The sequence below is a fragment of the Paenibacillus sp. FSL H3-0302 genome, assembly GCF_037982245.1.
GTDB lineage: Bacteria > Bacillota > Bacilli > Paenibacillales > Paenibacillaceae > Paenibacillus_AQ > Paenibacillus_AQ odorifer.
The window spans coordinates 6,210,156-6,232,464 of sequence record NZ_CP150284.1 but is presented as its reverse complement, the minus strand read 5'-3'; the positions used below and the strand labels follow the sequence as shown (position 1 = coordinate 6,232,464).

At 46.7% G+C, this 22,309-nt stretch carries 26 protein-coding genes, 14 tRNA genes and 3 rRNA genes; 41 read left to right on the top strand and 2 right to left on the bottom strand.

The features are described 5' to 3' along the window. Positions 1-111 precede the first annotated feature (111 nt). From rrf (MHH50_RS27745) to MHH50_RS27665, 17 genes are all read left to right on the top strand, one after another. Positions 112-228 (top strand): 5S ribosomal RNA (rrf, locus tag MHH50_RS27745). Between the two features lie 46 nt (positions 229-274). After that, positions 275-351: transfer RNA gene (locus MHH50_RS27740), tRNA-Ile, on the top strand. A 24-nt stretch (positions 352-375) separates the two neighbouring features. Beyond that, positions 376-451 (top strand) — tRNA-Ala (locus MHH50_RS27735). Between the two features lie 139 nt (positions 452-590). Further along, a 23S ribosomal RNA gene (locus MHH50_RS27730) occupies positions 591-3,517 on the top strand. Between the two features lie 74 nt (positions 3,518-3,591). Further along, positions 3,592-3,708 (top strand): 5S ribosomal RNA (rrf, locus tag MHH50_RS27725). 6 nt (positions 3,709-3,714) lie between these two features. Further along, a tRNA-Asn gene (locus MHH50_RS27720) sits at positions 3,715-3,790 on the top strand. A gap of 1 nt (position 3,791) precedes the next feature. Next, positions 3,792-3,867 (top strand) — tRNA-Thr (locus MHH50_RS27715). Positions 3,868-3,878: 11 nt separating this feature from the next. Then, positions 3,879-3,953, top strand: a tRNA-Glu gene (locus tag MHH50_RS27710). 40 nt (positions 3,954-3,993) lie between these two features. Then, positions 3,994-4,069 (top strand) — tRNA-Val (locus MHH50_RS27705). Between the two features lie 43 nt (positions 4,070-4,112). Continuing rightward, positions 4,113-4,187 (top strand) — tRNA-Gln (locus MHH50_RS27700). 5 nt (positions 4,188-4,192) lie between these two features. Then, positions 4,193-4,265 (top strand) — tRNA-Lys (locus MHH50_RS27695). Positions 4,266-4,281: 16 nt separating this feature from the next. Beyond that, positions 4,282-4,365 (top strand) — tRNA-Leu (locus tag MHH50_RS27690). A gap of 6 nt (positions 4,366-4,371) precedes the next feature. After that, a tRNA-Gly gene (locus MHH50_RS27685) sits at positions 4,372-4,446 on the top strand. Between the two features lie 7 nt (positions 4,447-4,453). Next, a tRNA-Arg gene (locus MHH50_RS27680) sits at positions 4,454-4,530 on the top strand. Between the two features lie 31 nt (positions 4,531-4,561). Continuing rightward, positions 4,562-4,635 (top strand) — tRNA-Pro (locus MHH50_RS27675). Between the two features lie 11 nt (positions 4,636-4,646). Then, a tRNA-Gly gene (locus MHH50_RS27670) sits at positions 4,647-4,720 on the top strand. A gap of 14 nt (positions 4,721-4,734) precedes the next feature. After that, positions 4,735-4,808: transfer RNA gene (locus MHH50_RS27665), tRNA-Pro, on the top strand. A gap of 101 nt (positions 4,809-4,909) precedes the next feature. On the opposite strand, the gene MHH50_RS27660 is transcribed toward MHH50_RS27665, so the two are convergent. Both MHH50_RS27660 and MHH50_RS27655 read right to left on the bottom strand, forming a co-directional pair. After that, positions 4,910-5,323, bottom strand: a complete 414-nt coding sequence (locus MHH50_RS27660) for an ImmA/IrrE family metallo-endopeptidase (RefSeq protein ID WP_036681396.1) — start codon at positions 5,321-5,323, stop codon at positions 4,910-4,912. Between the two features lie 28 nt (positions 5,324-5,351). Then, entirely contained in the window at positions 5,352-5,783 is a 432-nt protein-coding gene (locus MHH50_RS27655) for a helix-turn-helix transcriptional regulator (protein WP_076220514.1), read from the bottom strand. A gap of 285 nt (positions 5,784-6,068) precedes the next feature. On the opposite strand from MHH50_RS27655, the gene MHH50_RS27650 reads away from it, so the two are divergent. From MHH50_RS27650 to MHH50_RS27535, 24 genes are all read left to right on the top strand, one after another. Next, complete coding sequence (locus tag MHH50_RS27650; protein WP_340033728.1) at positions 6,069-6,569, top strand: ArpU family phage packaging/lysis transcriptional regulator; 501 nt, start codon at positions 6,069-6,071, stop codon at positions 6,567-6,569. A gap of 531 nt (positions 6,570-7,100) precedes the next feature. Continuing rightward, positions 7,101-7,514, top strand: a complete 414-nt coding sequence (locus MHH50_RS27645; protein ID WP_038573440.1) for a DUF6838 family protein — start codon at positions 7,101-7,103, stop codon at positions 7,512-7,514. Continuing rightward, positions 7,511-7,690 (top strand): hypothetical protein, encoded by a 180-nt coding sequence (locus tag MHH50_RS27640; RefSeq protein ID WP_076220512.1) that lies wholly within the window; start codon positions 7,511-7,513, stop codon positions 7,688-7,690. Before MHH50_RS27645 ends, MHH50_RS27640 begins: the two co-directional genes overlap by 4 nt. Next, on the top strand, positions 7,690-9,012 hold the full coding sequence (locus MHH50_RS27635; RefSeq protein ID WP_076303125.1) for a phage tail sheath family protein: 1,323 nt from the start codon (positions 7,690-7,692) through the stop codon (positions 9,010-9,012). Before MHH50_RS27640 ends, MHH50_RS27635 begins: the two co-directional genes overlap by 1 nt. A gap of 1 nt (position 9,013) precedes the next feature. After that, positions 9,014-9,484, top strand: a complete 471-nt coding sequence (locus MHH50_RS27630; protein ID WP_036681245.1) for a phage tail tube protein — start codon at positions 9,014-9,016, stop codon at positions 9,482-9,484. A 126-nt stretch (positions 9,485-9,610) separates the two neighbouring features. After that, positions 9,611-10,033: a phage portal protein gene (locus MHH50_RS27625; protein ID WP_076129761.1), complete on the top strand. Its 423-nt coding sequence runs from the start codon at positions 9,611-9,613 to the stop codon at positions 10,031-10,033. 194 nt (positions 10,034-10,227) lie between these two features. Further along, positions 10,228-12,171, top strand: a complete 1,944-nt coding sequence (locus tag MHH50_RS27620; RefSeq protein WP_340033727.1) for a hypothetical protein — start codon at positions 10,228-10,230, stop codon at positions 12,169-12,171. 1 nt (position 12,172) lies between these two features. Continuing rightward, the gene (locus tag MHH50_RS27615; protein WP_340033726.1) at positions 12,173-12,925 is read left to right on the top strand and encodes a LysM peptidoglycan-binding domain-containing protein; all 753 of its coding nucleotides are present in this window, start codon (positions 12,173-12,175) and stop codon (positions 12,923-12,925) included. A 9-nt stretch (positions 12,926-12,934) separates the two neighbouring features. Continuing rightward, positions 12,935-13,897 (top strand): hypothetical protein, encoded by a 963-nt coding sequence (locus MHH50_RS27610; protein WP_076099867.1) that lies wholly within the window; start codon positions 12,935-12,937, stop codon positions 13,895-13,897. Positions 13,898-13,902: 5 nt separating this feature from the next. After that, the gene (locus tag MHH50_RS27605) at positions 13,903-14,199 is read left to right on the top strand and encodes a DUF2577 domain-containing protein (protein WP_076099903.1); all 297 of its coding nucleotides are present in this window, start codon (positions 13,903-13,905) and stop codon (positions 14,197-14,199) included. After that, entirely contained in the window at positions 14,196-14,627 is a 432-nt protein-coding gene (locus tag MHH50_RS27600; RefSeq protein ID WP_076186586.1) for a DUF2634 domain-containing protein, read from the top strand. Before MHH50_RS27605 ends, MHH50_RS27600 begins: the two co-directional genes overlap by 4 nt. Next, complete coding sequence (locus MHH50_RS27595; RefSeq protein WP_340033725.1) at positions 14,620-15,678, top strand: baseplate J/gp47 family protein; 1,059 nt, start codon at positions 14,620-14,622, stop codon at positions 15,676-15,678. Before MHH50_RS27600 ends, MHH50_RS27595 begins: the two co-directional genes overlap by 8 nt. Before the next feature lies 1 nt (position 15,679). After that, the gene (locus MHH50_RS27590; RefSeq protein ID WP_036681259.1) at positions 15,680-16,093 is read left to right on the top strand and encodes a hypothetical protein; all 414 of its coding nucleotides are present in this window, start codon (positions 15,680-15,682) and stop codon (positions 16,091-16,093) included. 1 nt (position 16,094) lies between these two features. After that, positions 16,095-17,117, top strand: a complete 1,023-nt coding sequence (locus tag MHH50_RS27585) for a DUF2793 domain-containing protein (RefSeq protein ID WP_340033724.1) — start codon at positions 16,095-16,097, stop codon at positions 17,115-17,117. An 11-nt stretch (positions 17,118-17,128) separates the two neighbouring features. Next, on the top strand, positions 17,129-17,464 hold the full coding sequence (locus MHH50_RS27580) for a hypothetical protein (RefSeq protein ID WP_076129768.1): 336 nt from the start codon (positions 17,129-17,131) through the stop codon (positions 17,462-17,464). A gap of 3 nt (positions 17,465-17,467) precedes the next feature. After that, positions 17,468-18,079, top strand: a complete 612-nt coding sequence (locus MHH50_RS27575) for a putative phage tail protein (protein WP_340033723.1) — start codon at positions 17,468-17,470, stop codon at positions 18,077-18,079. Positions 18,080-18,090: 11 nt separating this feature from the next. Beyond that, entirely contained in the window at positions 18,091-19,626 is a 1,536-nt protein-coding gene (locus tag MHH50_RS27570) for a hypothetical protein (RefSeq protein ID WP_076310312.1), read from the top strand. 20 nt (positions 19,627-19,646) lie between these two features. Further along, entirely contained in the window at positions 19,647-20,090 is a 444-nt protein-coding gene (locus tag MHH50_RS27565; protein ID WP_076220617.1) for an XkdW family protein, read from the top strand. Positions 20,091-20,115: 25 nt separating this feature from the next. After that, complete coding sequence (locus tag MHH50_RS27560) at positions 20,116-20,334, top strand: hypothetical protein (protein ID WP_076186574.1); 219 nt, start codon at positions 20,116-20,118, stop codon at positions 20,332-20,334. A gap of 94 nt (positions 20,335-20,428) precedes the next feature. Beyond that, positions 20,429-20,710 carry a hypothetical protein gene (locus MHH50_RS27555; RefSeq protein WP_036681272.1) on the top strand — a complete coding sequence of 94 codons (282 nt, stop codon included), beginning with the start codon at positions 20,429-20,431 and terminating at the stop codon, positions 20,708-20,710. Between the two features lie 2 nt (positions 20,711-20,712). Next, the gene (locus MHH50_RS27550; protein WP_036681274.1) at positions 20,713-20,913 is read left to right on the top strand and encodes a hypothetical protein; all 201 of its coding nucleotides are present in this window, start codon (positions 20,713-20,715) and stop codon (positions 20,911-20,913) included. Continuing rightward, positions 20,882-21,295, top strand: a complete 414-nt coding sequence (locus MHH50_RS27545; protein WP_340033722.1) for a hypothetical protein — start codon at positions 20,882-20,884, stop codon at positions 21,293-21,295. The genes MHH50_RS27550 and MHH50_RS27545 overlap by 32 nt, the downstream gene beginning before the upstream one ends. After that, entirely contained in the window at positions 21,267-21,959 is a 693-nt protein-coding gene (locus MHH50_RS27540) for a M15 family metallopeptidase (protein WP_340033721.1), read from the top strand. The genes MHH50_RS27545 and MHH50_RS27540 overlap by 29 nt, the downstream gene beginning before the upstream one ends. A 12-nt stretch (positions 21,960-21,971) precedes the next feature. Further along, a complete protein-coding gene (locus tag MHH50_RS27535; RefSeq protein WP_340033720.1) occupies positions 21,972-22,253 on the top strand; it encodes a holin in 282 nt (93 codons plus the stop codon). Positions 22,254-22,309: the final 56 nt, after the last annotated feature.

Sequence of the window (22,309 nt, the reverse complement as noted above, 5' to 3'; positions counted from 1 at the left end):
TTCTCTGCAATGAGAACATTCAAATCGGAAGCTTAGCTTCCGCAATAGAACCTTCGGGTTCGAACACTCACTCGTGTTCAGTTTTGAAAGAGCAAGTCTCTTTCGTATGCGTTTGGTGGCGATAGCGGAGGGGTTCCACACGTACCCATCCCGAACACGACCGTTAAGCCCTCCAGCGCCGATGGTACTTGGACCGAAGGGTCCTGGGAGAGTAGGACGTTGCCAAGCGGACAACCAATTCATTGGTTGATTCACAATGTTATATATGTTATATGGGCTTTTAGCTCAGTTGGTTAGAGCGCACCTCTGATAAGGGTGAGGTCGGTGGTTCGAGTCCACCAAGGCCCACCATATAACATTATAGAGTAATTTTATGGGGCCATAGCTCAGCTGGGAGAGCGCCTGCCTTGCAAGCAGGAGGTCAGCGGTTCGATCCCGCTTGGCTCCACCATAAATTTTTAAATGAATAACTTTTTTAACTTGATCCTTGAAAACTGGATACCGAAACGAATTTGCGTTTTAGAACATCTTTTAGCAACTTGTGTAAACAAGTAAATGTTATTAGTGAGATTTTTCTTCGGAAGAATCAAGGTTAAGCTAATAAGAGCACACGGAGGATGCCTAGGCGCCAGGAGCCGACGAAGGACGTGGCGAACAACGAAACTGCCTCGGGGAGCTGTAAGCAAGCTTTGATCCGGGGGTGTCCGAATGGGGAAACCCAGCTGTGGTAATTCGCAGTTACTCATTTCTGAATACATAGGAAATGTAGAGGCAGACCAGGGGAACTGAAACATCTAAGTACCCTGAGGAAGAGAAAACAATAGTGATTCCGTCAGTAGCGGCGAGCGAACGCGGAACAGCCTAAACCTAAGAGCTTGCTCTTAGGGGTTGTGGGACGTCTCACATGGAGTTACAAAGGAATATGGTAGGTGAAGAGGTCTGGAAAGGCCCGCGATAGAGGTAAAAGCCCTGTAACCTAAACTGTATTCTCTCCGAGACGGATCCCGAGTAGTGCGGGGCACGTGAAACCCCGTATGAATCCAGCAGGACCATCTGCTAAGGCTAAATACTACCTGGCGACCGATAGTGAAACAGTACCGTGAGGGAAAGGTGAAAAGCACCCCGGAAGGGGAGTGAAATAGAACCTGAAACCGTGTGCTTACAAAAAGTCAGAGCCCTATTAATGGGTGATGGCGTGCCTTTTGTAGAATGAACCGGCGAGTTACGTTTAACATGCAAGGTTAAGCCGAGAAGGTGGAGCCGCAGCGAAAGCGAGTCTGAATAGGGCGAATTAGTATGTGGACGTAGACCCGAAACCGTGTGATCTACCCCTGTCCAGGGTGAAGGTGCGGTAACACGCACTGGAGGCCCGAACCCACGTACGTTGAAAAGTGCGGGGATGAGGTGGGGGTAGCGGAGAAATTCCAATCGAACTCGGAGATAGCTGGTTCTCCCCGAAATAGCTTTAGGGCTAGCCTCGGTATAAGAGTAGTGGAGGTAGAGCACTGATTGGGTGCGGGGTCCGCAAGGATTACCAAGCTCAGTCAAACTCCGAATGCCATATACTTATTGCCGGGAGTCAGACAGTGAGTGCTAAGATCCATTGTCAAAAGGGAAACAGCCCAGACCATCAGCTAAGGTCCCCAAGTGTGTGTTAAGTGGGAAAGGATGTGGAGTTGCACAGACAACCAGGATGTTGGCTTAGAAGCAGCCACCATTGAAAGAGTGCGTAATAGCTCACTGGTCGAGTGACTCTGCGCCGAAAATGTAACGGGGCTAAACACACCACCGAAGCTATGGCTAGATACGTATGTATCTGGGGTAGGGGAGCGTTGTGTAGGGGTTGAAGGTGTACTGAAAAGAGCGCTGGACACTACACAAGTGAGAATGCCGGTATGAGTAACGAAAAGATCAGTGAGAATCTGATCCGCCGAAAGCCCAAGGTTTCCTGAGGAAGGCTCGTCCGCTCAGGGTAAGTCGGGACCTAAGGCGAGGCCGAAAGGCGTAGTCGAAGGACAACAGTTTGAAATTACTGTACCACCGTAATCCGCTATGAGCGATGGGGTGACGCAGGAGGGTAGTGACGCGGACTGATGGATGTCCGTCTAAGCAGTGAGGCTGATGTGTAGGCAAATCCGCACATCGTTAAGGCTGGGCTGTGATGGGGAGCGAAAATTGTAGTAGCGAAGGTCATGATCTCACACTGCCAAGAAAAGCCTCTAGCCAGGAGAAGGTGCCCGTACCGCAAACCGACACAGGTAGGCGAGAAGAGAATTCTAAGGCGCGCGGAAGAACTCTCGTTAAGGAACTCGGCAAAATGACCCCGTAACTTCGGGAGAAGGGGTGCCCCGGTAGTGTGAATAGCACGAGGGGGCCGCAGTGAAAAGGCCCAAGCGACTGTTTAGCAAAAACACAGGTCTGTGCGAAGCCGCAAGGCGAAGTATACGGGCTGACGCCTGCCCGGTGCTGGAAGGTTAAGGGGAGTGGTTAGGGGTAACCCGAAGCTATGAACCGAAGCCCCAGTAAACGGCGGCCGTAACTATAACGGTCCTAAGGTAGCGAAATTCCTTGTCAGGTAAATTCTGACCCGCACGAATGGCGTAACGACTTGGGCGCTGTCTCAACGAGAGATCCGGTGAAATTTTAATACCTGTGAAGATGCAGGTTACCCGCGACAAGACGGAAAGACCCCATGGAGCTTTACTGCAGCTTGATATTGAATTTGGGTACGATCTGTACAGGATAGGTGGGAGCCGTAGAAATCGGAGCGCAAGCTTCGGTGGAGGCGCCGTTGGGATACCACCCTGATCGTATCTAGGTTCTAACCTAGTACCCTTACCGGGTACGGGGACCGTGTCAGGCGGGCAGTTTGACTGGGGCGGTCGCCTCCTAAAGAGTAACGGAGGCGTTCCAAGGTTCCCTCAGAATGGTTGGAAATCATTCGCAGAGTGCAAAGGCATAAGGGAGCTTGACTGCGAGACCTACAAGTCGAGCAGGGACGAAAGTCGGACTTAGTGATCCGGTGGTACCGCATGGAAGGGCCATCGCTCAACGGATAAAAGCTACCCTGGGGATAACAGGCTTATCTCCCCCAAGAGTCCACATCGACGGGGAGGTTTGGCACCTCGATGTCGGCTCATCGCATCCTGGGGCTGAAGTAGGTCCCAAGGGTTGGGCTGTTCGCCCATTAAAGCGGTACGCGAGCTGGGTTCAGAACGTCGTGAGACAGTTCGGTCCCTATCTGTCGTGGGCGCAGGAAATTTGAGAGGAGCTGTCCTTAGTACGAGAGGACCGGGATGGACGTACCGCTGGTGCACCAGTTGTTCCGCCAGGAGCATGGCTGGGTAGCTACGTACGGACGGGATAAGCGCTGAAAGCATCTAAGCGTGAAGCCCCCCTCAAGATGAGATTTCCCAATTAGTAAGACCCCTTGAAGACGACGAGGTAGATAGGTTGGAGGTGGAAGTGCAGCAATGCATGGAGCTGACCAATACTAATCGGTCGAGGGCTTATCCTATACGTAGAATGCAGATTTGTTTCGGATTCAGTTTTCAGGCGATTAAGCCTGAGCATTTACGCTGTAAATGCCCGTTTGGTGGCGATAGCGGAGGGGTTCCACACGTACCCATCCCGAACACGACCGTTAAGCCCTCCAGCGCCGATGGTACTTGGACCGAAGGGTCCTGGGAGAGTAGGACGTTGCCAAGCGGATATTCCCTGATAGCTCAGTTGGTAGAGCACTCGACTGTTAATCGAGTTGTCACAGGTTCGAGTCCTGTTCGGGGAGCCATGCTCTCATAGCTCAGCAGGTAGAGTGCTTCCATGGTAAGGAAGAGGTCACCGGTTCGAATCCGGTTGAGAGCTCCACAGATTTGCAAGGCCCGTTGGTCAAGGGGTTAAGACACCTCCCTTTCACGGAGGTAACATGGGTTCGAATCCCATACGGGTCACCAACTTTTACTTGTACTTACCCTTAGAGGGTCCCATAGATATGGAGGCTTAGCTCAGCTGGGAGAGCATCTGCCTTACAAGCAGAGGGTCGGGGGTTCGATCCCCTCAGCCTCCACCATAATCTTCCTAAGAGATTATGGGCAACATAGAGGTACCATCAATGGGGATTAGCCAAGCGGTAAGGCAACGGACTTTGACTCCGTCACTCATAGGTTCGAATCCTATATCCCCAGCCAAGTGCGAGCCATTAGCTCAGTTGGTAGAGCACCTGACTTTTAATCAGGGTGTCGAAGGTTCGAGTCCTTCATGGCTCACTTTTATTATTATCATGCGCGTGTGGCGGAATGGCAGACGCACCAGACTTAGGATCTGGCGTTTCACGACGTGGGGGTTCAAGTCCCTTCACGCGCACCACTTATTGCGGACGTGGCTCAGCGGTAGAGCATCGCCTTGCCAAGGCGAGGGTCGCGGGTTCGATTCCCGTCGTCCGCTCCATAATTTTGCGCCCTTAGCTCAGCTGGATAGAGCGTTTGACTACGAATCAAAAGGCCGGGAGTTCGAATCTCTCAGGGCGCGCCATTTTATTATTAAGCAATTATAGTATTTATAACGGGATGTAGCTCAGCTTGGTAGAGCACCTGGTTTGGGACCAGGGGGTCGCATGTTCAAATCGTGTCATCCCGATTTTCACCTTTGCGGGTGTAGTTCAATGGTAGAACTTCAGCCTTCCAAGCTGATAGCGTGGGTTCGATTCCCATCACCCGCTCCATAATTTTATAGTAACGGGATGTAGCTCAGCTTGGTAGAGCACCTGGTTTGGGACCAGGGGGTCGCATGTTCAAATCGTGTCATCCCGATACTCAGCTTAATCGCTGCTCAAAAGCTCTTACTTCGGTAAAGGCTTTTTTTGTTATGTATTTAATATACATATAAATACAGCCAAAGAACATATGTTCTATTATTCCTCCAAAAAAAATCGGACTTCCGGTGGAATTCCAATCCGTAGATAATAGTTTCTCCATGATTCCTCTTGTTCGGGGCTTCTGCCTGAAGATAATAATTTTACAGCAAAGACATTAGCTTGACGTTCAAGCTTCCCAGGAGAGAAATAGGAGCTTTCCTCCAGAAAAAAGCGATTGATCCCCTTGTGAAGCCGATCATGTCCTAATTCATGCGCACAAACGAAGCGCTGCCATTCTACAGGCAACTCATTATGAATGACGATAAACCTTCTTCTTAGTTTTCGATAATATAATCCCTTTGTGCCAGTCCCCAGATTCATGAAACGAATTTGAATGCCTAGTGCTGCGGCAAGCTCGAACGGGCAGTTGGTTTTATATTTTTTAATCAGACTATTGATCAGTTCATCCATGTTCTTCACCTGCAGCATGTTAGTATAGTTATTTAGTGTCTTTGGATTTTTTTCTCTTATTCATCTGTTTGGCTTCCCAGAACAATCCGGTTAGTACATCTTTTATCCTCTGTTTATCTTCTTTGTCTAATGGAATTCCGTCAAACATCAGCTCTCCATCATCCTCTAGCATTTTTCGAAAGTCTCTTTTATCTTTGCTTGTAGCCCAATCTGGGACAGCCTCATCGCTTGAAAGAGTCTGGTCCTGCAAATACCCTGCCTGATCCATTAGCTCCCCGTAGGGGACGCCAGTGGCCTCAGCAATTTTGCGTAACGTGGTTGGTTTAGGAACCCCTCTTAATCCATTCTCAATCCGGGAAATTTGCGAACCGCTAATTCCGGCTGATGCTGCTAATTGATTAATGGTGAGTCCTTTTGTTTCCCGAAGATGCTTCATATAATCTCCGAATTCCTGTTTCATCTCAACTCACTCCTTATTGGCTGTAACCTTATGATAATAATATAAGCCATTTTTGCCAATAGGTAAACAACAAAGCGTATATAATTGCCAAAAGGCAAGATAATGGAGGGATATACGCTCTTTTTCGATAAAAACAGCCTAAAACGCGGTTTTACGAGATTGGTAAAGAAGTGGTATATTATAGAAAAATACGAACAGAATACGAACAAGATTTATTTTATCACATTGGGCTGGAAAATTCCGCAAATTAAATCTCATTCAGTTAAACCCAAAAGGAGTGCATAAATGATGAACATATCAACTTTACCAGAGTTGGACCGTCGCCGAACCCAGGTCGCTATAGAGAGCATGTTGGAGAAATACCGTATTTTTAAGACCGTTACATTTGAAGCTAAGGAAGCAAGCACAACTTATTCATACACAGAAAGATTTCATGGTCCTACTAACACTGTAACTGATCAGACTGCTGCGATAGCTTCTTACAATGTGGACATCCCCGCCGCAAGGAGAGCTTATTGTTCCGCAATAGACTCTGTGGTAGAGAGACTCGATACGAGAGAACAGCAGCTGGTACGGGAAAAGTATATGAGAAGAGACGAGATGTACGATTATACGATTTACAATCATGTGTTTGATCCACCGGTAAGTAAGGACACTTACGTGAAGATACGCTCGAAGGCTTTTTACAAGATGGCATTAGCGTTAACGGATCTCGGCTTACTGTCTCTGCAAACTTTAGTAACAACAGCGCCTAGGGTAAAGAAAGAGAAAATGAGTATTACTTAATAGAAGTAGAATAGTTTGATTAGTAAAGAAGACTGTATCGTCCGAGCGGATGATGCGGTCTTTTTTTGAATTATAAGAAAGTATAAGTTTCAGGGTGTACTTTATCCTTATAATCCTTGCACAAATGCTTGCCGTCCATAAAAGGAGGGTCGAAGGCTCTTTAGCTTGTCTTCAATTGTGTACCTCCAAAAAACCGCTCTATACCATCCCAAAGCTAGCCAAAACCTCGTCCGTTTACCCTCTCCGCAAGGATAATATGGGGGTATGATTATAACATGGCAAATGAAGCAAAAGAACACCGCAAGAGCATGAATGCTCTGCTAATAGTTCCGCCCTAAGGGTGATGAGAACAACCTAGCGGTGAAAGATTCTTCTTGCATTTGCCTAATGAAGAAGGGATATTATCCAACCTCGGATAGTATCCTTTTTTCTTAAATCTAGTTGAGGGGGTGTCTGCTTAATGTTCATGCAGTTGAAGGTTAACACCATCAAGGATCGACGAACGGTCGCAGATCAGAAAGGAATGGAGTGATGTCGGTACAACAATTGCGAGAACACATTACAAGTACACTTGAACGGTATTTTCCTGATGTGCCTGTATATGTAGAAGGAGAAAAACCTCAAACCGCTTATTTTCATCCCGGATTGATCTCAGCAACACTGGATCGGCAGCGGGAGGGCAGGTATTTAGCGGTCTACCGTTTTGGCATCCGTTATGAGCAAGGCAATTTGCTGGAAGCTGAGAGAATGGCAGATAAGCTGAGTGAGGCGATGGCAGGAATGGAGCAGGATGGTGGAGCTTTTCGTGTAGTTAGGCAAGCTTGGGAAGCTGGAACTGAAGGGCATGGGCCGCTGTTTACAGTTGACTATATGTTGTATTTGCAAAACGACAAGCCTGACAGCATTAAGATGGGACAAATGATTGGAGGAGAACGATTGAAATGAGTACTAAAGGAAGTAACGGGAATGGGTTCAGTAAGGAACAGATTGTGAATTCCCCACTTTTTACGCCGAGGGAAAAGGATATATTGAACGTTATTTTGCAGGATGGCAAGAACTATACGCTAGAAGAAGCAAAGCAATCTATGGGATTGTTCAAAAATAAGGAGGTAATGAACTAATGGCAGGCGGAACATGGACAACGCAAAATAAGGTGCGTCCCGGGGTGTACGTAAATGTAGCATCAAATCAAGGTGCCATCGGCAAAATGGGAGAACGCGGGATTACGGCATTGGCGCTTGCCCTATCTTGGGGAGAGCCGGGAGTAATCATGAGGATTACCCCGCAGGATGATGTGAATAAGCTGCTAGGAGTGGATTTGGAACATCCAACTCTACTGCCAGTGCGTGAAGCGCTGAAACGGGCGGGAACCTTGCTGCTCTATCGATTGAATGAAGGTGTTAAAGCGGCAGTCACAAATAACGGCCTTCAGGTAACAGCTAAATATGGCGGTGTACGCGGAAATGATCTTTTGATTGTGATTGAGAAAAATATAGAGAATGCTGCTCTTTTTGATGTAAAGACGTTGCTTAATGGAACCGAACTGAACAAGCAAACGGTCGGAACGGCTGAAGAGTTGGTCGCGAACGATTATGTTCAATTCCAGAAAAATGGTGCAGAAGGCTTGAAGCTAATTGCAGGCATGCCGCTTACAGGGGGGGCTAACGGAACCGTGACGAATGGAGCACATAGTGACTTCCTGTCTGCTCTTGAGGTGCAGGAATTCCAAACAGTGGGTCTAGTATCGCAGGATAGTGCTCTGAAGGCACTCTACAGTTCTTTTGTGAGACGGCTTCGGGATACAGAAGGGAAAAAGGTACAGGCTGTACTATCCGATTATGCGGCTGCAGGTCATGAAGGTGTGATTAGCGTGAATAATGGGGTAGTACTGAGCGACGGAACTACGATTGATAACGTCAATGCCGTTGCTTGGGTAGCTGGTGCTACAGCAGCAGCTGCTGTTAATGAATCGCTGACTTATCAGGGTTATGATGATTCGGTGGATGCTGATGTAAGACTTAGCCATTCTGAGACTACAGCTGCGTTGCTAAAAGGAGAGCTTATCTTTACTTACAGTGGCGGACGGGCTGTGGTGGAACAGGATATCAATACATTTACCGCGTTTTCACCGGACAAAGGCAAAGCATTCTCTAAAAATCGTGTACTGCGCGTGCTGGATGGAATTGCAAATGATATGAAGCGTATTTTTGAGAACTACTATATCGGTAAGGTCGCGAATAATGAAGATGGCCGTGCTCTTTTCTGGTCACAATGTGCGACTTATATGAATGATTTGCAGGATATGGGTGCGATTGAGGGCTTTAACGCGCAGACAGATGTTGTAGTTGTGGCTGGTGCAGATAGTGATAGTATCGTGCTGGATGTGGCTGTGAAACCGGTAGATTCGGTAGAAAAAGTATATATGAAAGTGAAGGTGGTTTAAGATGGCATTTTTAAAAGCTAGTGATACAATTTCCGGCCAGGAGGGCCGTGCTTATGCTGTGATTGGTACGCAAACCGAAGAGATGTTCTATGTGAAAACTCTTGAAGCTACAGTAGAAAAAACAAAGGCAGAGGTGAAAACACTGGGCCGCCGGGGTGTTCAGCATAAAGCGACTGGATGGTCGGGCAGCGGTTCGATGACGATTTTTTATATGACTAGTCGTTTCCGCCAGATGATGCTCGATTATATGAATACGGGTGTTGATCAGTACTTCGATATTGAGGTTACGAACGAAGATCCATCGTCCAGCGTGGGAGCACAACGTATTATTTTAAAAGGCGTGAACCTTGATAGTGTCATCATGGCCTCACTTGATACAGAGTCAGACGCTCTGGAAGAAGAAGTTAGCTTTACCTTTGAAGATGTGCAGATTGTGCAAGCTTTTGGTGCTCCGGCAGGTTCCGGGCTTTAATTAAGACAACTAGATAGATTGGAGCAAGCAAGACCCGAACGTAGAATGAGCGACGGGTCTCTTCTCTGTCTATTGGCAGCTAGTAGCAGGAGAAGTATCTAAATAAATAATTCTAGGAGGAAGACAATGAGCGAATTAAGTTTATTTTTTGCCCAAAATGTAGCATGTGACACGACCGAGGAGTTTGTAGTATCCCAGCGTTTTAAGGATAAGGAAGGAAATGCGGTAGCTTGGAAGCTGCGCAGTATGACTGAGGATGAGAATCAGGAATGCCGCAAGGCCGCAACCCGTAAAGTCAAAGGTAAAAACGGAGTGTATACCTCCGAAATTGAGCCTAACGATTATATGGCGAAGCTGATGACCTCAAGTGTAGTGCATCCGGATCTGAAAAATGCTGAATTGCAGCGTTCTTATGGCGTACTTGGCGCTGAGACACTGCTGCGTAAAATGCTGCTACCAGGTGAATTCGCGGCGTTGGGTGAGCGGGTGCAGGCCTTAAATGGTTTTGGCACGGACATGAACGAGCTGGTGGATGAAGTAAAAAACTAATCAACGAGGGCGATAGTGAAGCCAATTTTGCTTATTACGCCCTCCATGAGCTGCACATTTTACCCCATGAGCTGATGAAGCTGTCTTCCCGCGAACGCGCTGCAATATATGCGATGATTACTGTTCGTGTGGAGAAGGAGAAGCGGGATCAGGCACGGAGTAAGGCGAGGAAGAGATAGTTAGGGGGTGAGAGAATGAAGATAGACGCATCTAAAGCCGTAATGCTACCGATGAAATCTCTGGGAATTTGGAAGAGTGTTAATAAACAATGTGTTCGTGTGAACAGCAATCTGGATATCGTTAATCGATTGGTCAAGGGAGTGCAGGTAGTTGTTAAGCGGTCAAGCGATGAGATGAGCCGTTCTCTGAATCTAGTGAACCAATCTTTGCAGGATATCAATGATACGCTGCTTGAAGGCTTTAAGAGACTTCCTCCTAAGGTCATAGTTACCAGAGATATAGTTATCAAGCAAAGCCAACAAGCAGGGCAATCACAACAGTTAGCGCTTCGAACATTAAATAGCTCCCCAAGTGTGCAAAAAGGTAAGGCTGAAGAAGAAGAGGCGAAAAAGATAGAGTGGTGGAAAGGGCTAAAAGCGAAGGAGAAAAAGAAAGAAGAGGAGAAAAAGCCGGAGGTTAAGGCTGATCCGGTCCCCAAGCCCAAAATTAATCTGAAAAAGGAACCTCCGGTTCCACCATCCCCACCAACTCCTGACTCGAGAATTATGAAGTTTCTCAAGACAGTTGATGTGGTAAAGCCATTTAATGCCGTGAAGTCTTTTGGGGAGAAAGCTGTAAAAGCTGCGGCACAACCAGGAGATATCGACGACTGGAATAAGCTGAATGACAATACAGATGTTGCACTTGGGAAAATTGGTGAGAAAGCGATGGGTGCCCTAAGGCCAGTGATGGATACCTTGAACAATGCGCTGACTTCAGGCCAATTTATGCCGATTATAGATGCTATGGCTAACGGCTTTCTGATCATTGCTAATGTGATTGGCATGGTAGTGGATGGCTTATTATGGTTGGTTGGAGTGGTGCAGGAAAACTGGTCTTGGATTCAACCGATCCTTGAAGCGATAGCCATTGTCTATCTCGTAGCTATGATCGTACAAGTGGCTCTACTTGTAGCAGCCGCTTATCAGCTTGCAGCAGCATGGTTGGTAGTAAACTGGCCTATTTTAGTGGTTATCGCTGTTATAGCTGTTCTTATTTATATTTTTCAAATGTTAGGTATTTCTGCGGGGGATGTCGTTGGAGCTATAGTGGGAGCATTTGGATGGTTAAGCGCAGTGATGGATAACATTTGGATTTTTATACAGAATGCAGCTATCTCTGCATGGGATTATATAGTGAATAAATTTCATGAAGCGGTCAATTTTATGAAGCAGCTGCTATATGATTTGGGTATGGGTGCCCTTAATGTTCTTTACAATATGACAGTTGGAGCAGAGGGCTTTGCCGGGGGATTCATGAAGGTAATGGCAAAAGCAATCAATTGGGTACTAGACAAATTCAATTCCATGATTGAGGCTTTAAGTCATATTCCATTCTTCGACGAATTGGGGATAAGTGAACTAAAAGTTGAGAGGAAGGAGCCGGAAATTCCTCATGCGGCAAGCGATATGATCGATAAATACCGGCAAAATTTTAAGGCGTTTGCTCCTACCGCTGATAATTTTCCGGAGCAAAAGACTGCTAAGATCGAGTACGTTAATCTTGAAGATAGTTTTAATAGCGCCAGTCAAAAAGGAAAGAATGCCACGAACAAGTTGATGGACAAAGGGCGCGATGCTACTGAAAAAGTGAAGGATATGTTGAATCCGATCAGCAGTACAAAAGCACTGGATTCAACAGGTCTACTAGCTACTCAGGGCAATAATCTGAACACCGTCAACCGTGTGAACGAGCTCGGCTCCATCAACGACACCGTAGACATCTCCAGTGATGATCTGAAAATGCTGCGCGAGCTGGCCGAGATTCAGGCGATCCAGAATTTTGTGGAGCTTACGCCGACGGTGCAGGTGACGACCGGAAATATTAACAATGCCGGAGACATTGATACGATTATCAACAAGATCGGGCAAAAGCTGAACGAGGAGTTTGTCTCTACGGCGCAGGGGGTGTATACGTAACGTGGAAGAGTACGGGATTTTTTTGGGTTTTAATAATCAGGAGGATGCAATTCGGCTGCCAGTCAATCCAGAGACCTTGGAAATCAAGGAGAGTGGAGATGGAAAAAGCTATACCATTATCGATCTGGGTGAGATCAATACGATTGCTTATCCGAAGCTTACGGAGATCACAATTGAAAGTATTTTCCCGGCACAAAGGTATCCGTTCGTATTGGTGCAAGAGGATGGACTGAAAAGGCCTTTTGAATATGTGGAGCTTATTAAGAAATGGATGACGAGTCGTCGGCCTATTCGGTTTGTGTTCTCCGGTGTGAGGTATCCCGATGATACGAAAAAGGATGAAAAGAAGTTAAACAAACCGCAGAAATGGCTAGAGGAATCTTCAATTAGTGAGGATAGATCTTTAGAAATTGATTTTGCTGTGAATATGGCTATGAGCATTGAAGGTTTCACTTGGAAGCTTAGTGCGGGTACGTCAGGGGATATTGAATATTCGTTATCTCTCAAAAAATACGTATTCTATCAGGCGGTAGCTGTGAAGGTTGTCAAAGGTGAAGTGAAGGCGGAGCAGAAGCGGGCCAATGAAAAAGCAAAGCCTACTACCTATACCTTAAGAGCTGGAGACAGTCTATGGAGCATCGCTCAAAAAAACCTAGGAGATGGCTCGAAGTACAAAGTCATTCAGAAGCTTAATGGCATTCCGGATAGTGAGCTGAAAAAGCTGCCCATCGGTAAAGTCATCAAGCTGCCGTAGGAGGGTGTTATGGAACTGCTAGTGAAGAATAAAGAAGGGAATCTATGGGATATTTCTGGCATCGTCTCAGATATTTCTTGGAAAACCGCACGGTCAGGTAAACCGTCAACGCTAGAGTTAACGCTTGTGGATAGCGGAATCTATCAGCTTCCCAAGTTCGGGATCAGCAACGGTGATATTATTCAGTTTAGTAAAGATAATGTAGATGTATTTTACGGATTTGTGTTCAGCATTGATACGGGCTCGGATCAGGAGATTAAGCTGACTGCCTATGATCAGATTCGTTATTTGCTGGGCAATGGTAGTTATGTTTTGCAGGATGTTACGGCTAGTGATGTGATCAAGAAAATAACAACGGACTACGGATTAAAGACAGGTGTGCTGGAGGAGACAGAGTACCGGATTCCTTCTTTAATTGAAGATGACAAAAAGCTGTTGGACATCATTATGGGAGCCATCGGCAGTGAGCTTCAGTATAAGGGGCGGTTGATGGCTTTTTACGATGATTTTGGGAAGCTGACGCTGCGCAAACCGGATTCTATGCTGCTTAACCTGGTGCTCGGAGCGGGTCATTATCTGTACGATTATTCGCTCAAAAAAAGTATTGATGACGATACGTACAACACGATTTTTCTGTACAAGGATAACGAGGCATCGGGCAAACGCGATTTCTATCCGGTTAGTGACAAGGACAATGTGAAACGCTGGGGTATCCTGCACTTGTATCAGAAGGCTGATGACAAAGCGAATGCTGCCCAAATTCAGGAGAAGGCAAACAATTTACTGAAAATGCACAACCGTGAAAAGCTCAGTCTCTCCGTACAGGCGATTGGTGATATGCGTGTAAGAGCAGGCAATTTCATTTATGTCCTATTGGATGAATTCGAGACTCAATTGTTTCTGGTGGACCAATGCAGCCATAAGATTTCTGGAGGGGAGCATACCATGTCCCTCGATATTAAGGTGGTGTAGAAATAATGTTAGATATTATTAAAAAAGCAAGTCTAGGAGCCGTGGGAAGTACAAATCCCGTGGCTTTTTCTTATGGAACGGTAACGGAGGCAGCTCCTTTGCAGATCCAGGTGGATCAGCGGTTTATTTTATCGGGGAATGCGTTAGTGCTGCCTGAATCGGTAATGGAAAGCAAGATCGACATCGAGGGCAAAGAAGTAATACTTCGGCGAGGACTAGCGAGTGGGGACCGCGTATTAATGGTTCGAATGCAGGGCGGACAAAGCTACATTGTTCTGGATCGGCTGGTGAGCCCGATATGATCCCTGCGATTGGAAAAGCTGGACCGATAACGGCCCTGCTTGAGGGGGAGGTCAACCTTGAGCGTGGGGAAAGTCCTAGTCTTACGTACCGGATGGATTGGGAGAGAAAAAGGATTACAGGCCAAACGGATGGACTAGAAGCTGTTCAACAGGCGGCGGCTAAAATATTGCGAACCGATCGGTTTGAACATCTGATTTACAGTTCTGATTACGGAACAGAGTGGCGGTTGGTGCTTGGTAGGGACCGGCTGCTGGTTAGAGCTGAAATCAGACGTATCGTTAGTGAGGCACTACTTCAGGATGAACGAATCCTTAGTTTAGAGAATATTGTTGTTTCGTTTACCGGAGATAATCTAACTTTTGACTGTAAGGTCGTCACACGTTACGGAAATTTTCAGCTGAGAAAGGAGTGGAATGAGGATGTATGAGGATCAGACGTATGAGGCTCTTTTGGAGCGGATGTTGGACCGGATTCCATCAGGATTGGATAAACGCGAGGGCAGCATCATTTATGACGCGTTGGCTCCAGCAGCTGCTGAGTTGGCACAGATGTATATTGAGCTGGATGTGAATAATAATCTGTATTTTGCAGATACGGCTACCGGAGAGTACTTAGAGCGAAGTATCTCCTGGTCAGGCATTGTAAGGCGTGAAGCTAGCAAGGCACAGCTGAAAGGGATTTTTTATAAGGCGGATGGAGGATTGTTAGATGTTCCACTCGGCAGCCGCTTCTCACTCGAAATACTGAATTATACGGCTGTGGAGAAGTTATCTCCTGGAGTGTATCGCTTGGAAAGTGAAACCGCTGGAGAAGAAGGAAATCGATATTTTGGCTCTTTACTCCCAGTGGATTATATTTCAGACCTAGCGCGCGGAGAAATAGCTTCTCTTCTGATCCCTGGGGAGGACATTGAAACGGATGATGCACTACGCCAGCGTTATTTGGATTCAGCCAGACGCCCAGCTACTAGCGGAAATAAATATCACTATATGGAGTGGGCACTACAAGTTCCGGGTGTGGGAGGCGCACGTGTTTTTCCATTATGGAAAGGTCCTAAAACTGTGAAGGTGATTATTGTGGACGCCGAAAAAAAACCAGCATCCGAGCTGTTGGCGGCTCAGGTGCAGCAATACATTGATCCGGTCTCAGGAGCGGGTGAGGGACAAGCACCGGTAGGGGCTGTTGTGACCGTGGCACCGGCTGCGGGCAAAAACATCAGTATAAGCGCCAAGGTAACCCTTGCTTCTGGCTATGCACTGCAAGCTGTAAACCAAGGCTTTCAGGTGATGCTTGAGAAATATCGCAAGGAGAAGGCTTTTTCAGCAACCTATATCAGTCAGTCTGTCATCGGGGCATTATTGCTTGCTACTGAAGGAGTTGCGGATTACACAGAGCTGAAGTTGAACAGTGGAGCGGGCAATGTGATGTTGAACGAAGAAGAAGTACCGTTGTTCGGCAACGTTCTACTGGAGGTGTAGCATGGGTTATCCAGAGCAAATTGATATTTTTCAAGAAAAACTTAATAAAAAAGCAAACGGTAGCAGCTATGTTATCGAAGAGAGATTACCGCTTGTAAATGGCGTTTACAGCGGTCTTCTAGCGCATGACAATATTAATAATCAGACCATTGCGGTGTACACAGGGTCACAGTATTCCGGGATCGAGCTACGCAATTTCACTGTGTCTTTTCCGGATGAGGCGCCCTGGCGGCGGTTGATTAAGATTTTTGCCGATGTGCCTGAGGTATATGTGACTTACGAAACTCCCGGCGATACGGTTGAAGCAGAGGATATTAACGGTTTGCAGGTGAGTCTTACTGCTGTCCAGACTGAAATAGAGCGTTATAAGAACAAGGGCCAGATTGATGGAGGATCATTTAGAAGAGAGGTGTAAAATGGCACAGACCATACAAATAAAGCGAGGTACAAAGGCTGAGCTAACGAGTTATGGCGTGTTGAAGGCAGGCGAGCTTGGTTTTTGCAGTGATACTAAGGAAGTTTATATTGGTGACGGCACGTCCAATTCCATGGTCGGCAGGGCGCTGTCAGGGCCAGAAGCTTCGCGTCCGGTTGCAGGATCCGTTGGTCGTTTGTATTACGTGACTACGGGTTCGAATAGCGGATATTTATATTTTGATGATGGGGCAGCTTGGCGGCGGGTGAATGTGCAGAAGCTTACCGATCTGACAGGTACAATTGACGATATCGCTGATGGAGCTACCTATGCGAAGGTGCTTAAAGCGGATATTAGTGCGGGACATATCAATAAAGTATCGGATGGCACAAGCGTAAAGACTGCCGCTGAGATCAAGACTCACATTGATGATGTGGCCAAGCACCGGACAATCAATGATACAGGGACTACGATTACAGACTTGTGGTCAGCGCAGAAGATTAAAAATGAAATTGAGTTGGCCAAGCGTAACATCGAACCGCAAGCATCGGTAAAAGACCAGAACCTGCTGGCTCCACCTGCCAGTCCGGTTGAGGGGGATCGATATATTATTCCAGCAGGGGCAACCGGGGCATGGGCGGGCAAAACGAATCAAATTGTTGAATATCAATCTGCCACTTGGGTATTTTATGTTCCTGCCGTCGGTTGGACCGCTTACGTCGATGATGAGCAGAAGATTTATAGCTGGAACGGCAGCGCATGGGTACGTACCGGTGGTGCACTACAGACCATTACAGCCGGGAGCGGGCTGATTGGTGGTGGTCAAGCCGATGCTGTGACGCTGAACATTGGTGCGGGTATTGGTATCACGGTCACTGCAGACGCGATTGCGGTTACCGCTGGAAAAGGAATCACCGTAGATGCAGCCGGTGTAGCTGTAAGTGTGGATGGAAGCAGTATCGTTTATGATGCTGCGAATGGCAATAGACTTACCGTAGCCAGTATTGATGGCGGAACATTCTAGGGGGCGGGACAATGGCTCTAAAAACATTGATTCAAATACGCCGCGGCTTGGAAAGCGCCATTGGAACGCTGGCTATTGGTGAGCTTGGGTATTGTACAGACAGTGGCAAGCTGTACATTGGTTCTGCCGCTGGTAATGTCTTGCTGGTAGCCGCGCAGAGTACCGGGGATATGCTGAAAAGCATTTACGATACGAATAACAATGGCAAGGTGGATTTTGCGCAACAAGCGGATAGTGTAGCTTGGGCGGGGGTAGCAGGTAAACCAGTGGTATTTCCTCCGGCGGCGCATACACATGATTATTTGCCCAAAGGCCCCCTAACCTGGAATCAACTGAAGGGGGTGTAGAGGATGAGTTACGGCAGCTCTTTATACAGCGAATTGCAATATTCCGCAGATAAAGATTCGAGCCATCCGGGTGAAGTCGAGGCGCCTGATCTAATGCAGTATTTGCCGGACTATTATAAGGATGTCCGCGAAATGGAGAAGCTTCAGGAGACCATCGGGCTAGAAATTGGTGGACTGGAGCTGGGCACTATAGACGTACTGGATCAGGCTTTTGTTGAAACGGCAACGGTGAGCCTTGGACGATGGGAAGCTGAGCTTGGACTAAATATCGATTCATCCAAGTCATATGCCACACGCCGAGAGATGATTAAGGCAAAGCTGCGTGGAAATGGGACGACCACACCGGAGATGATTCAGCGGACGGCGTCAGCTTTTTCAGGTGGAGTGGTTGAAGTAAAGGAAGTGCCTGAGGAGTACCGTTTTGAGATTCATTTTGTGAGTACACTGGGGATTCCTCCAAATATGGCAGGGTTGATTCAAATCATCGAAGAGATTAAACCTGCGCATTTAGCTTATGAATTTGTGTTCAGCTATACCTGGTGGGACTCTGTTAAGGCTTTGACTTGGGAGAGTGCTCACAGTAAAACATGGAACGAATTAAGAACTTATAGATAGGAGAGTGACATATGCAAACCACAGGAAATTTGGGCTTAAAGAAGCCAGAGGGAACAGATATCGTTGATATTGCCGATCTGAACGGGAATATGGACATTTTGGACAATGCCGTTAATGGCAAGGTCGATAAAGTAACAGGCAAACAGCTATCTACGAACGACTACACCGCAGCTGAGAAAACGAAGCTGGCGGGGATTGCGACGGGAGCGAATAATTATGTGCATCCTAATCACACGGGGGATGTTATAAGTACTGGTGACGGGGGGACCGCAATTGCGGCTGGGGTGATTGTAAACGCCGATGTTAATGCTTCAGCCGGAATTGAGGCTTCGAAGATTGGAACGGGAGTGGTCTCTAATGCAGAGTTTGGGTACTTGGATGGGGTGACTAGTGGGATTCAGGGGCAGCTGAATGGTAAGGCGCCGTTGGTTACTACACCTCAGCAGACGACAGCGGATATTACGTACTACGTACGGACGGACGGGAATGATAATAATACGGGATTGGTGAATACGGCGGGTGGGGCATTTAGGACTATACAAAAGGCGATTAACAGTATTTCTAAACATGTTCTTCATAGTGTCACTATCAATGTCGCTGCCGGTACGTACGCCGAAGATATCTCTTTTGCAGATATGAGTGGTGGCACCGAAGTATGGCTTAACGGCGGAACAAGCTACGAGACGGCCGCAAACTTCAAGGTTAAGAGTATGACCTTTTATGGTGTTAGTAATCAAGTAGTTGTAACTGGATTCATTGCAACTTCTACAACGAGAGTCGGATTTCTTATTAATAACTCGATATTTATTCAGATGCTATATTGCCGTATATCAGCAGATGGCAAGACAAACTCCGTTGGAGGATTCGAGGCCAGTAACCATTCTGGTTTGCGACTTTACGGCTGTGAAGCTTCTAATCGTACTGCAGGCATCGTCAGTAACCAAGGATCAACGGTAATATCCAGAAATAGTTTTGGGACCTCAAATAATATTGGACTTTCAGCATACGACGGTGGCACAATAACAAAAAAAGACGGTCAGCCCGCAGGCACAACAAATGAACAGATTGACGCAGGTATCATAACTTGGGGTGTACTTAACCCGTGGGGAGATAACACGATTGATACACGCCCCTTTGCAGCAATGTATATGGATGCCGGTGGCGATGTACCTTTAACTGCCGGTGTAGATAAAAAACTTATTTTTAACGGTGTGCACATGAGTCAGAAGGGAGTAGCTGAACCTTCACAAGGCGGTTTCTATGCGCCCGAGAGAGGGATTTATGAATTATCTGTTCGGGTTGGATTTGGGATTACGACGAGTGTTACAAGCGGTGTTGCAACTAAGATCTATATAAACGGAGTTCTAAACTGTACATTGAGCGAGGGGGCTATCACAACTGCACTTATGGGCTGTACCCTTAATGGTAATACTACCTTGGTTTTAAATCCAGGAGACCGTGTTCATATCTATGCCGTTGCTCTTCACAATTCAAATGTTTCATGGGCTTCTCAGTACACATATGCCACTCTTGCGAGAGTTGCATAACTAATGGAGGTGACTAAAATATGGATTTAATGAAGAACTTGCTATTTCTATTTCCGGATAGTCAGTTGGGAGTCGATTTCACTTTGAGAGACGACGGCCCAATAGTAAATTATCTTAAAGAACCTTTGCTTACGAAGCATATACAGACGCCTGGTGAGACTACGGAAGAGGCAGATTGGATAGAAGGCGTACATTATATACTTCGTCCAGCACACCTCGCAGAGTTAGAAGAGGGCGTAGATTATGAAATAGAGGAACGTGGCCCATACATCGCAGCTTGGAACCTAGATGTCCCACAACCAACGGAAGAAGAACTCGAAGCCGCGTGGGAAGCATATCTAGAAGCAGAAGCTAACAAACCACCAGAATTAAGCGAATTCGAGCAACTCCGTGCTGAAAATACTACTTTGCAAGACAGGCTTCAAGATGTCGAAGTCATTATGGCTGAATTACTCAGCATATAAACCCAAAAGGAGGTGAGTTGTAATCATGACAATGGATTCATTGACAGCCGCCAAACTCCGCTTGATGGCCAATGCCTGCATCACTCGTTTTGATCGTGAGGAGGGTCCGATAGAGAATATCATTTCTTCCTATAACATGCAGCCGGATAATGAGATTTTGGTTAAGGATCAGATTATCGAGAAACGATCAGATATTCATTTTGCTGAAAACGATTCGACTGAGCAAGCTTCATCAGCCAAATAATTAGCACGCATCCACACAGGAGCGTGTTTTTTTGTGCCCTCGGTGGTGCCGGGGGCTATTACGCATCAACATCATTACAGAAAGGAGCAGACGAATGGGCGAAGGGGATATTGCGCAATTGGAGAAGCTGCTGCCGCTGGCAGATAAGTATGGGCTGGCTTATATTGTTGCTTTCATTTTGATGATCGTACTGATGGTGTTATTGCGTGCGATTGTCAAAGGGAACCTTGTACCGCGAGAAATGCTGGACCGGGCAGAGGAGGATCGGGATCGTCTGCAAGCGATTTTGGATAAGGAGCGCTCGGAGTTTATGCAGCCCACACTGGACGTCTTAAAGAAACTGAAGATTGACCATACGGAAGACAGGGGGAGTTAGGAATGCTGTCACAATGGATTCGGCGGCTGCTTCTCCCCCGGCATGTTGATAAAGAGATGGAGCTCCGCAGAGCCTCTACCAGCGTTACACTGACCATAAGTCATTATAAAAATGTCTCGCAGGAAATTCAGGAGGAGATTGATCGTAACCGGTTCGCCAAATATTTAGTTTATGATCGAGGGGATCATGATGCACATGATTGAATTTTTATTATTGGTGCTATATGGCACTACTACGGCCTGCGGAATATACATTATTCATTGCCACAGGCAATATTTTTACGAAAGATTTCATAAAGGTGTGGTCAGCGTTTTTATGCTGGCTATGCTTTTTTTCTTATTGGCTTATACATTCAATATGCTTATCGTTCTACTATTCCGTTTGGCAGAATTACTAGGAGTGGACATGGCAACAGGGCTGACTTGGCTTCATTATAGCTGGGCTATTGCCCAATTCGGTACAACTGGTGGAATTATCATATTAGCGATACTGACACGTTCCGGGAAATACGACCAATTTATTTATCTGAAAAAGATAGTCAGAAAAGAGGAACATCATGCTGACATTAACTCAGGTGAAAAATAAATCAGCCCAACGCCTAACAGGCCTACACCCCGTAGTTCGTTCCGCTGCTACTGCGCTTATCGAGCGGTGTTACAAACTCAACATCCCCATTCTCATTACGCAGGGACTTCGCACAATTGCCGAGCAGGATGCTCTATATGCACAAGGCCGCACCAAGCCCGGAGCGATTGTAACCAATGCGCGAGGCGGGTATAGCTATCACAATTTTGGATTGGCCGTAGATTTTGCTCTTTTGCTGCCGAATGGATCTAGTGTGTCATGGGATATGTGCCGGGACGGCAATAACAACCAGATCGCAGATTGGCAGGAGGTTGTGAAGGAGGCAAAAGGGCTGGGCTTCGAGTGGGGTGGCGACTGGACAAGCTTCAAGGATTACCCCCATTTACAAATGGCGTTTGGGTTAACACTCACACAGTTACGAGCAGGGAAAAAGCCCTCAACATCTGCGGTGGAGTCAGCGTATAAGGTCATCAATCGGAAGGAGGAGGAAGAATTGAAAAGTGATGTTATTGCTGTCGTAAAGGTTAACGGGGTTAAGGTTGCTGATGGAGTGCTTGAAAAAGGCATCACCTACGTCCCTGTACGTGTTATTGCAGAAGCGCTGGGTGCTCAGGTAGGTTATGATTCTGCGACTCGAACGGTTGAGATTATAAGTAGCCACTAAGGAGGGAAAAGGATGGAAAATGGAACAATTTTAGATGATGTTATGGCATTCGCCTCTATATTAGCAGTATTCGTACTGGCACTGGTTCAGTTGGTCAAAAATAGTATCAACATCCCGCGTAATGCAGTCCCGATTATCGGACTATTGATAGGTTTGTTCATCGGCGTAGTAGCGTATCCTTTTACCGAACTGGATATCATCCTGCGTCTTTGGGCTGGGGGCCTTGCAGGTTTATCTGCAACGGGGTTGTTTGAGCTAGCTTTTAAGGATCGCTCGGGCACGACGAAAGAGTAAGTGGATAATAGGTGCGAATTATAAAAAGGGCTGTTCCAAAAGTCTGAAAAAGACCT

Bases quoted from the DNA above. Each gene is read 5' to 3' on its own strand.
- MHH50_RS27575 (WP_340033723.1), top strand. From the start codon at position 17,468: ATGAGTTACGGCAGCTCTTTATACAGCGAATTGCAATATTCCGCAGAT.
- MHH50_RS27580 (WP_076129768.1), top strand. From the start codon at position 17,129: ATGGCTCTAAAAACATTGATTCAAATACGCCGCGGCTTGGAAAGCGCC.
- MHH50_RS27600 (WP_076186586.1), top strand. From the start codon at position 14,196: ATGATCCCTGCGATTGGAAAAGCTGGACCGATAACGGCCCTGCTTGAG.
- MHH50_RS27655 (WP_076220514.1), bottom strand. From the start codon at position 5,783: ATGAAACAGGAATTCGGAGATTATATGAAGCATCTTCGGGAAACAAAA.
- MHH50_RS27590 (WP_036681259.1), top strand. From the start codon at position 15,680: ATGGGTTATCCAGAGCAAATTGATATTTTTCAAGAAAAACTTAATAAA.
- MHH50_RS27570 (WP_076310312.1), top strand. From the start codon at position 18,091: ATGCAAACCACAGGAAATTTGGGCTTAAAGAAGCCAGAGGGAACAGAT.
- MHH50_RS27625 (WP_076129761.1), top strand. From the start codon at position 9,611: ATGAGCGAATTAAGTTTATTTTTTGCCCAAAATGTAGCATGTGACACG.
- MHH50_RS27640 (WP_076220512.1), top strand. From the start codon at position 7,511: ATGAGTACTAAAGGAAGTAACGGGAATGGGTTCAGTAAGGAACAGATT.
- MHH50_RS27645 (WP_038573440.1), top strand. From the start codon at position 7,101: ATGTCGGTACAACAATTGCGAGAACACATTACAAGTACACTTGAACGG.
- MHH50_RS27605 (WP_076099903.1), top strand. From the start codon at position 13,903: ATGTTAGATATTATTAAAAAAGCAAGTCTAGGAGCCGTGGGAAGTACA.
- MHH50_RS27630 (WP_036681245.1), top strand. From the start codon at position 9,014: ATGGCATTTTTAAAAGCTAGTGATACAATTTCCGGCCAGGAGGGCCGT.
- MHH50_RS27585 (WP_340033724.1), top strand. From the start codon at position 16,095: ATGGCACAGACCATACAAATAAAGCGAGGTACAAAGGCTGAGCTAACG.
- MHH50_RS27635 (WP_076303125.1), top strand. From the start codon at position 7,690: ATGGCAGGCGGAACATGGACAACGCAAAATAAGGTGCGTCCCGGGGTG.
- MHH50_RS27535 (WP_340033720.1), top strand. From the start codon at position 21,972: ATGGAAAATGGAACAATTTTAGATGATGTTATGGCATTCGCCTCTATA.
- MHH50_RS27555 (WP_036681272.1), top strand. From the start codon at position 20,429: ATGGGCGAAGGGGATATTGCGCAATTGGAGAAGCTGCTGCCGCTGGCA.
- MHH50_RS27565 (WP_076220617.1), top strand. From the start codon at position 19,647: ATGGATTTAATGAAGAACTTGCTATTTCTATTTCCGGATAGTCAGTTG.
- MHH50_RS27550 (WP_036681274.1), top strand. From the start codon at position 20,713: ATGCTGTCACAATGGATTCGGCGGCTGCTTCTCCCCCGGCATGTTGAT.
- MHH50_RS27545 (WP_340033722.1), top strand. From the start codon at position 20,882: ATGATCGAGGGGATCATGATGCACATGATTGAATTTTTATTATTGGTG.
- MHH50_RS27610 (WP_076099867.1), top strand. From the start codon at position 12,935: ATGGAACTGCTAGTGAAGAATAAAGAAGGGAATCTATGGGATATTTCT.
- MHH50_RS27595 (WP_340033725.1), top strand. From the start codon at position 14,620: ATGTATGAGGATCAGACGTATGAGGCTCTTTTGGAGCGGATGTTGGAC.
- MHH50_RS27660 (WP_036681396.1), bottom strand. From the start codon at position 5,323: ATGGATGAACTGATCAATAGTCTGATTAAAAAATATAAAACCAACTGC.
- MHH50_RS27560 (WP_076186574.1), top strand. From the start codon at position 20,116: ATGACAATGGATTCATTGACAGCCGCCAAACTCCGCTTGATGGCCAAT.
- MHH50_RS27540 (WP_340033721.1), top strand. From the start codon at position 21,267: ATGCTGACATTAACTCAGGTGAAAAATAAATCAGCCCAACGCCTAACA.
- MHH50_RS27650 (WP_340033728.1), top strand. From the start codon at position 6,069: ATGATGAACATATCAACTTTACCAGAGTTGGACCGTCGCCGAACCCAG.
- MHH50_RS27620 (WP_340033727.1), top strand. From the start codon at position 10,228: ATGAAGATAGACGCATCTAAAGCCGTAATGCTACCGATGAAATCTCTG.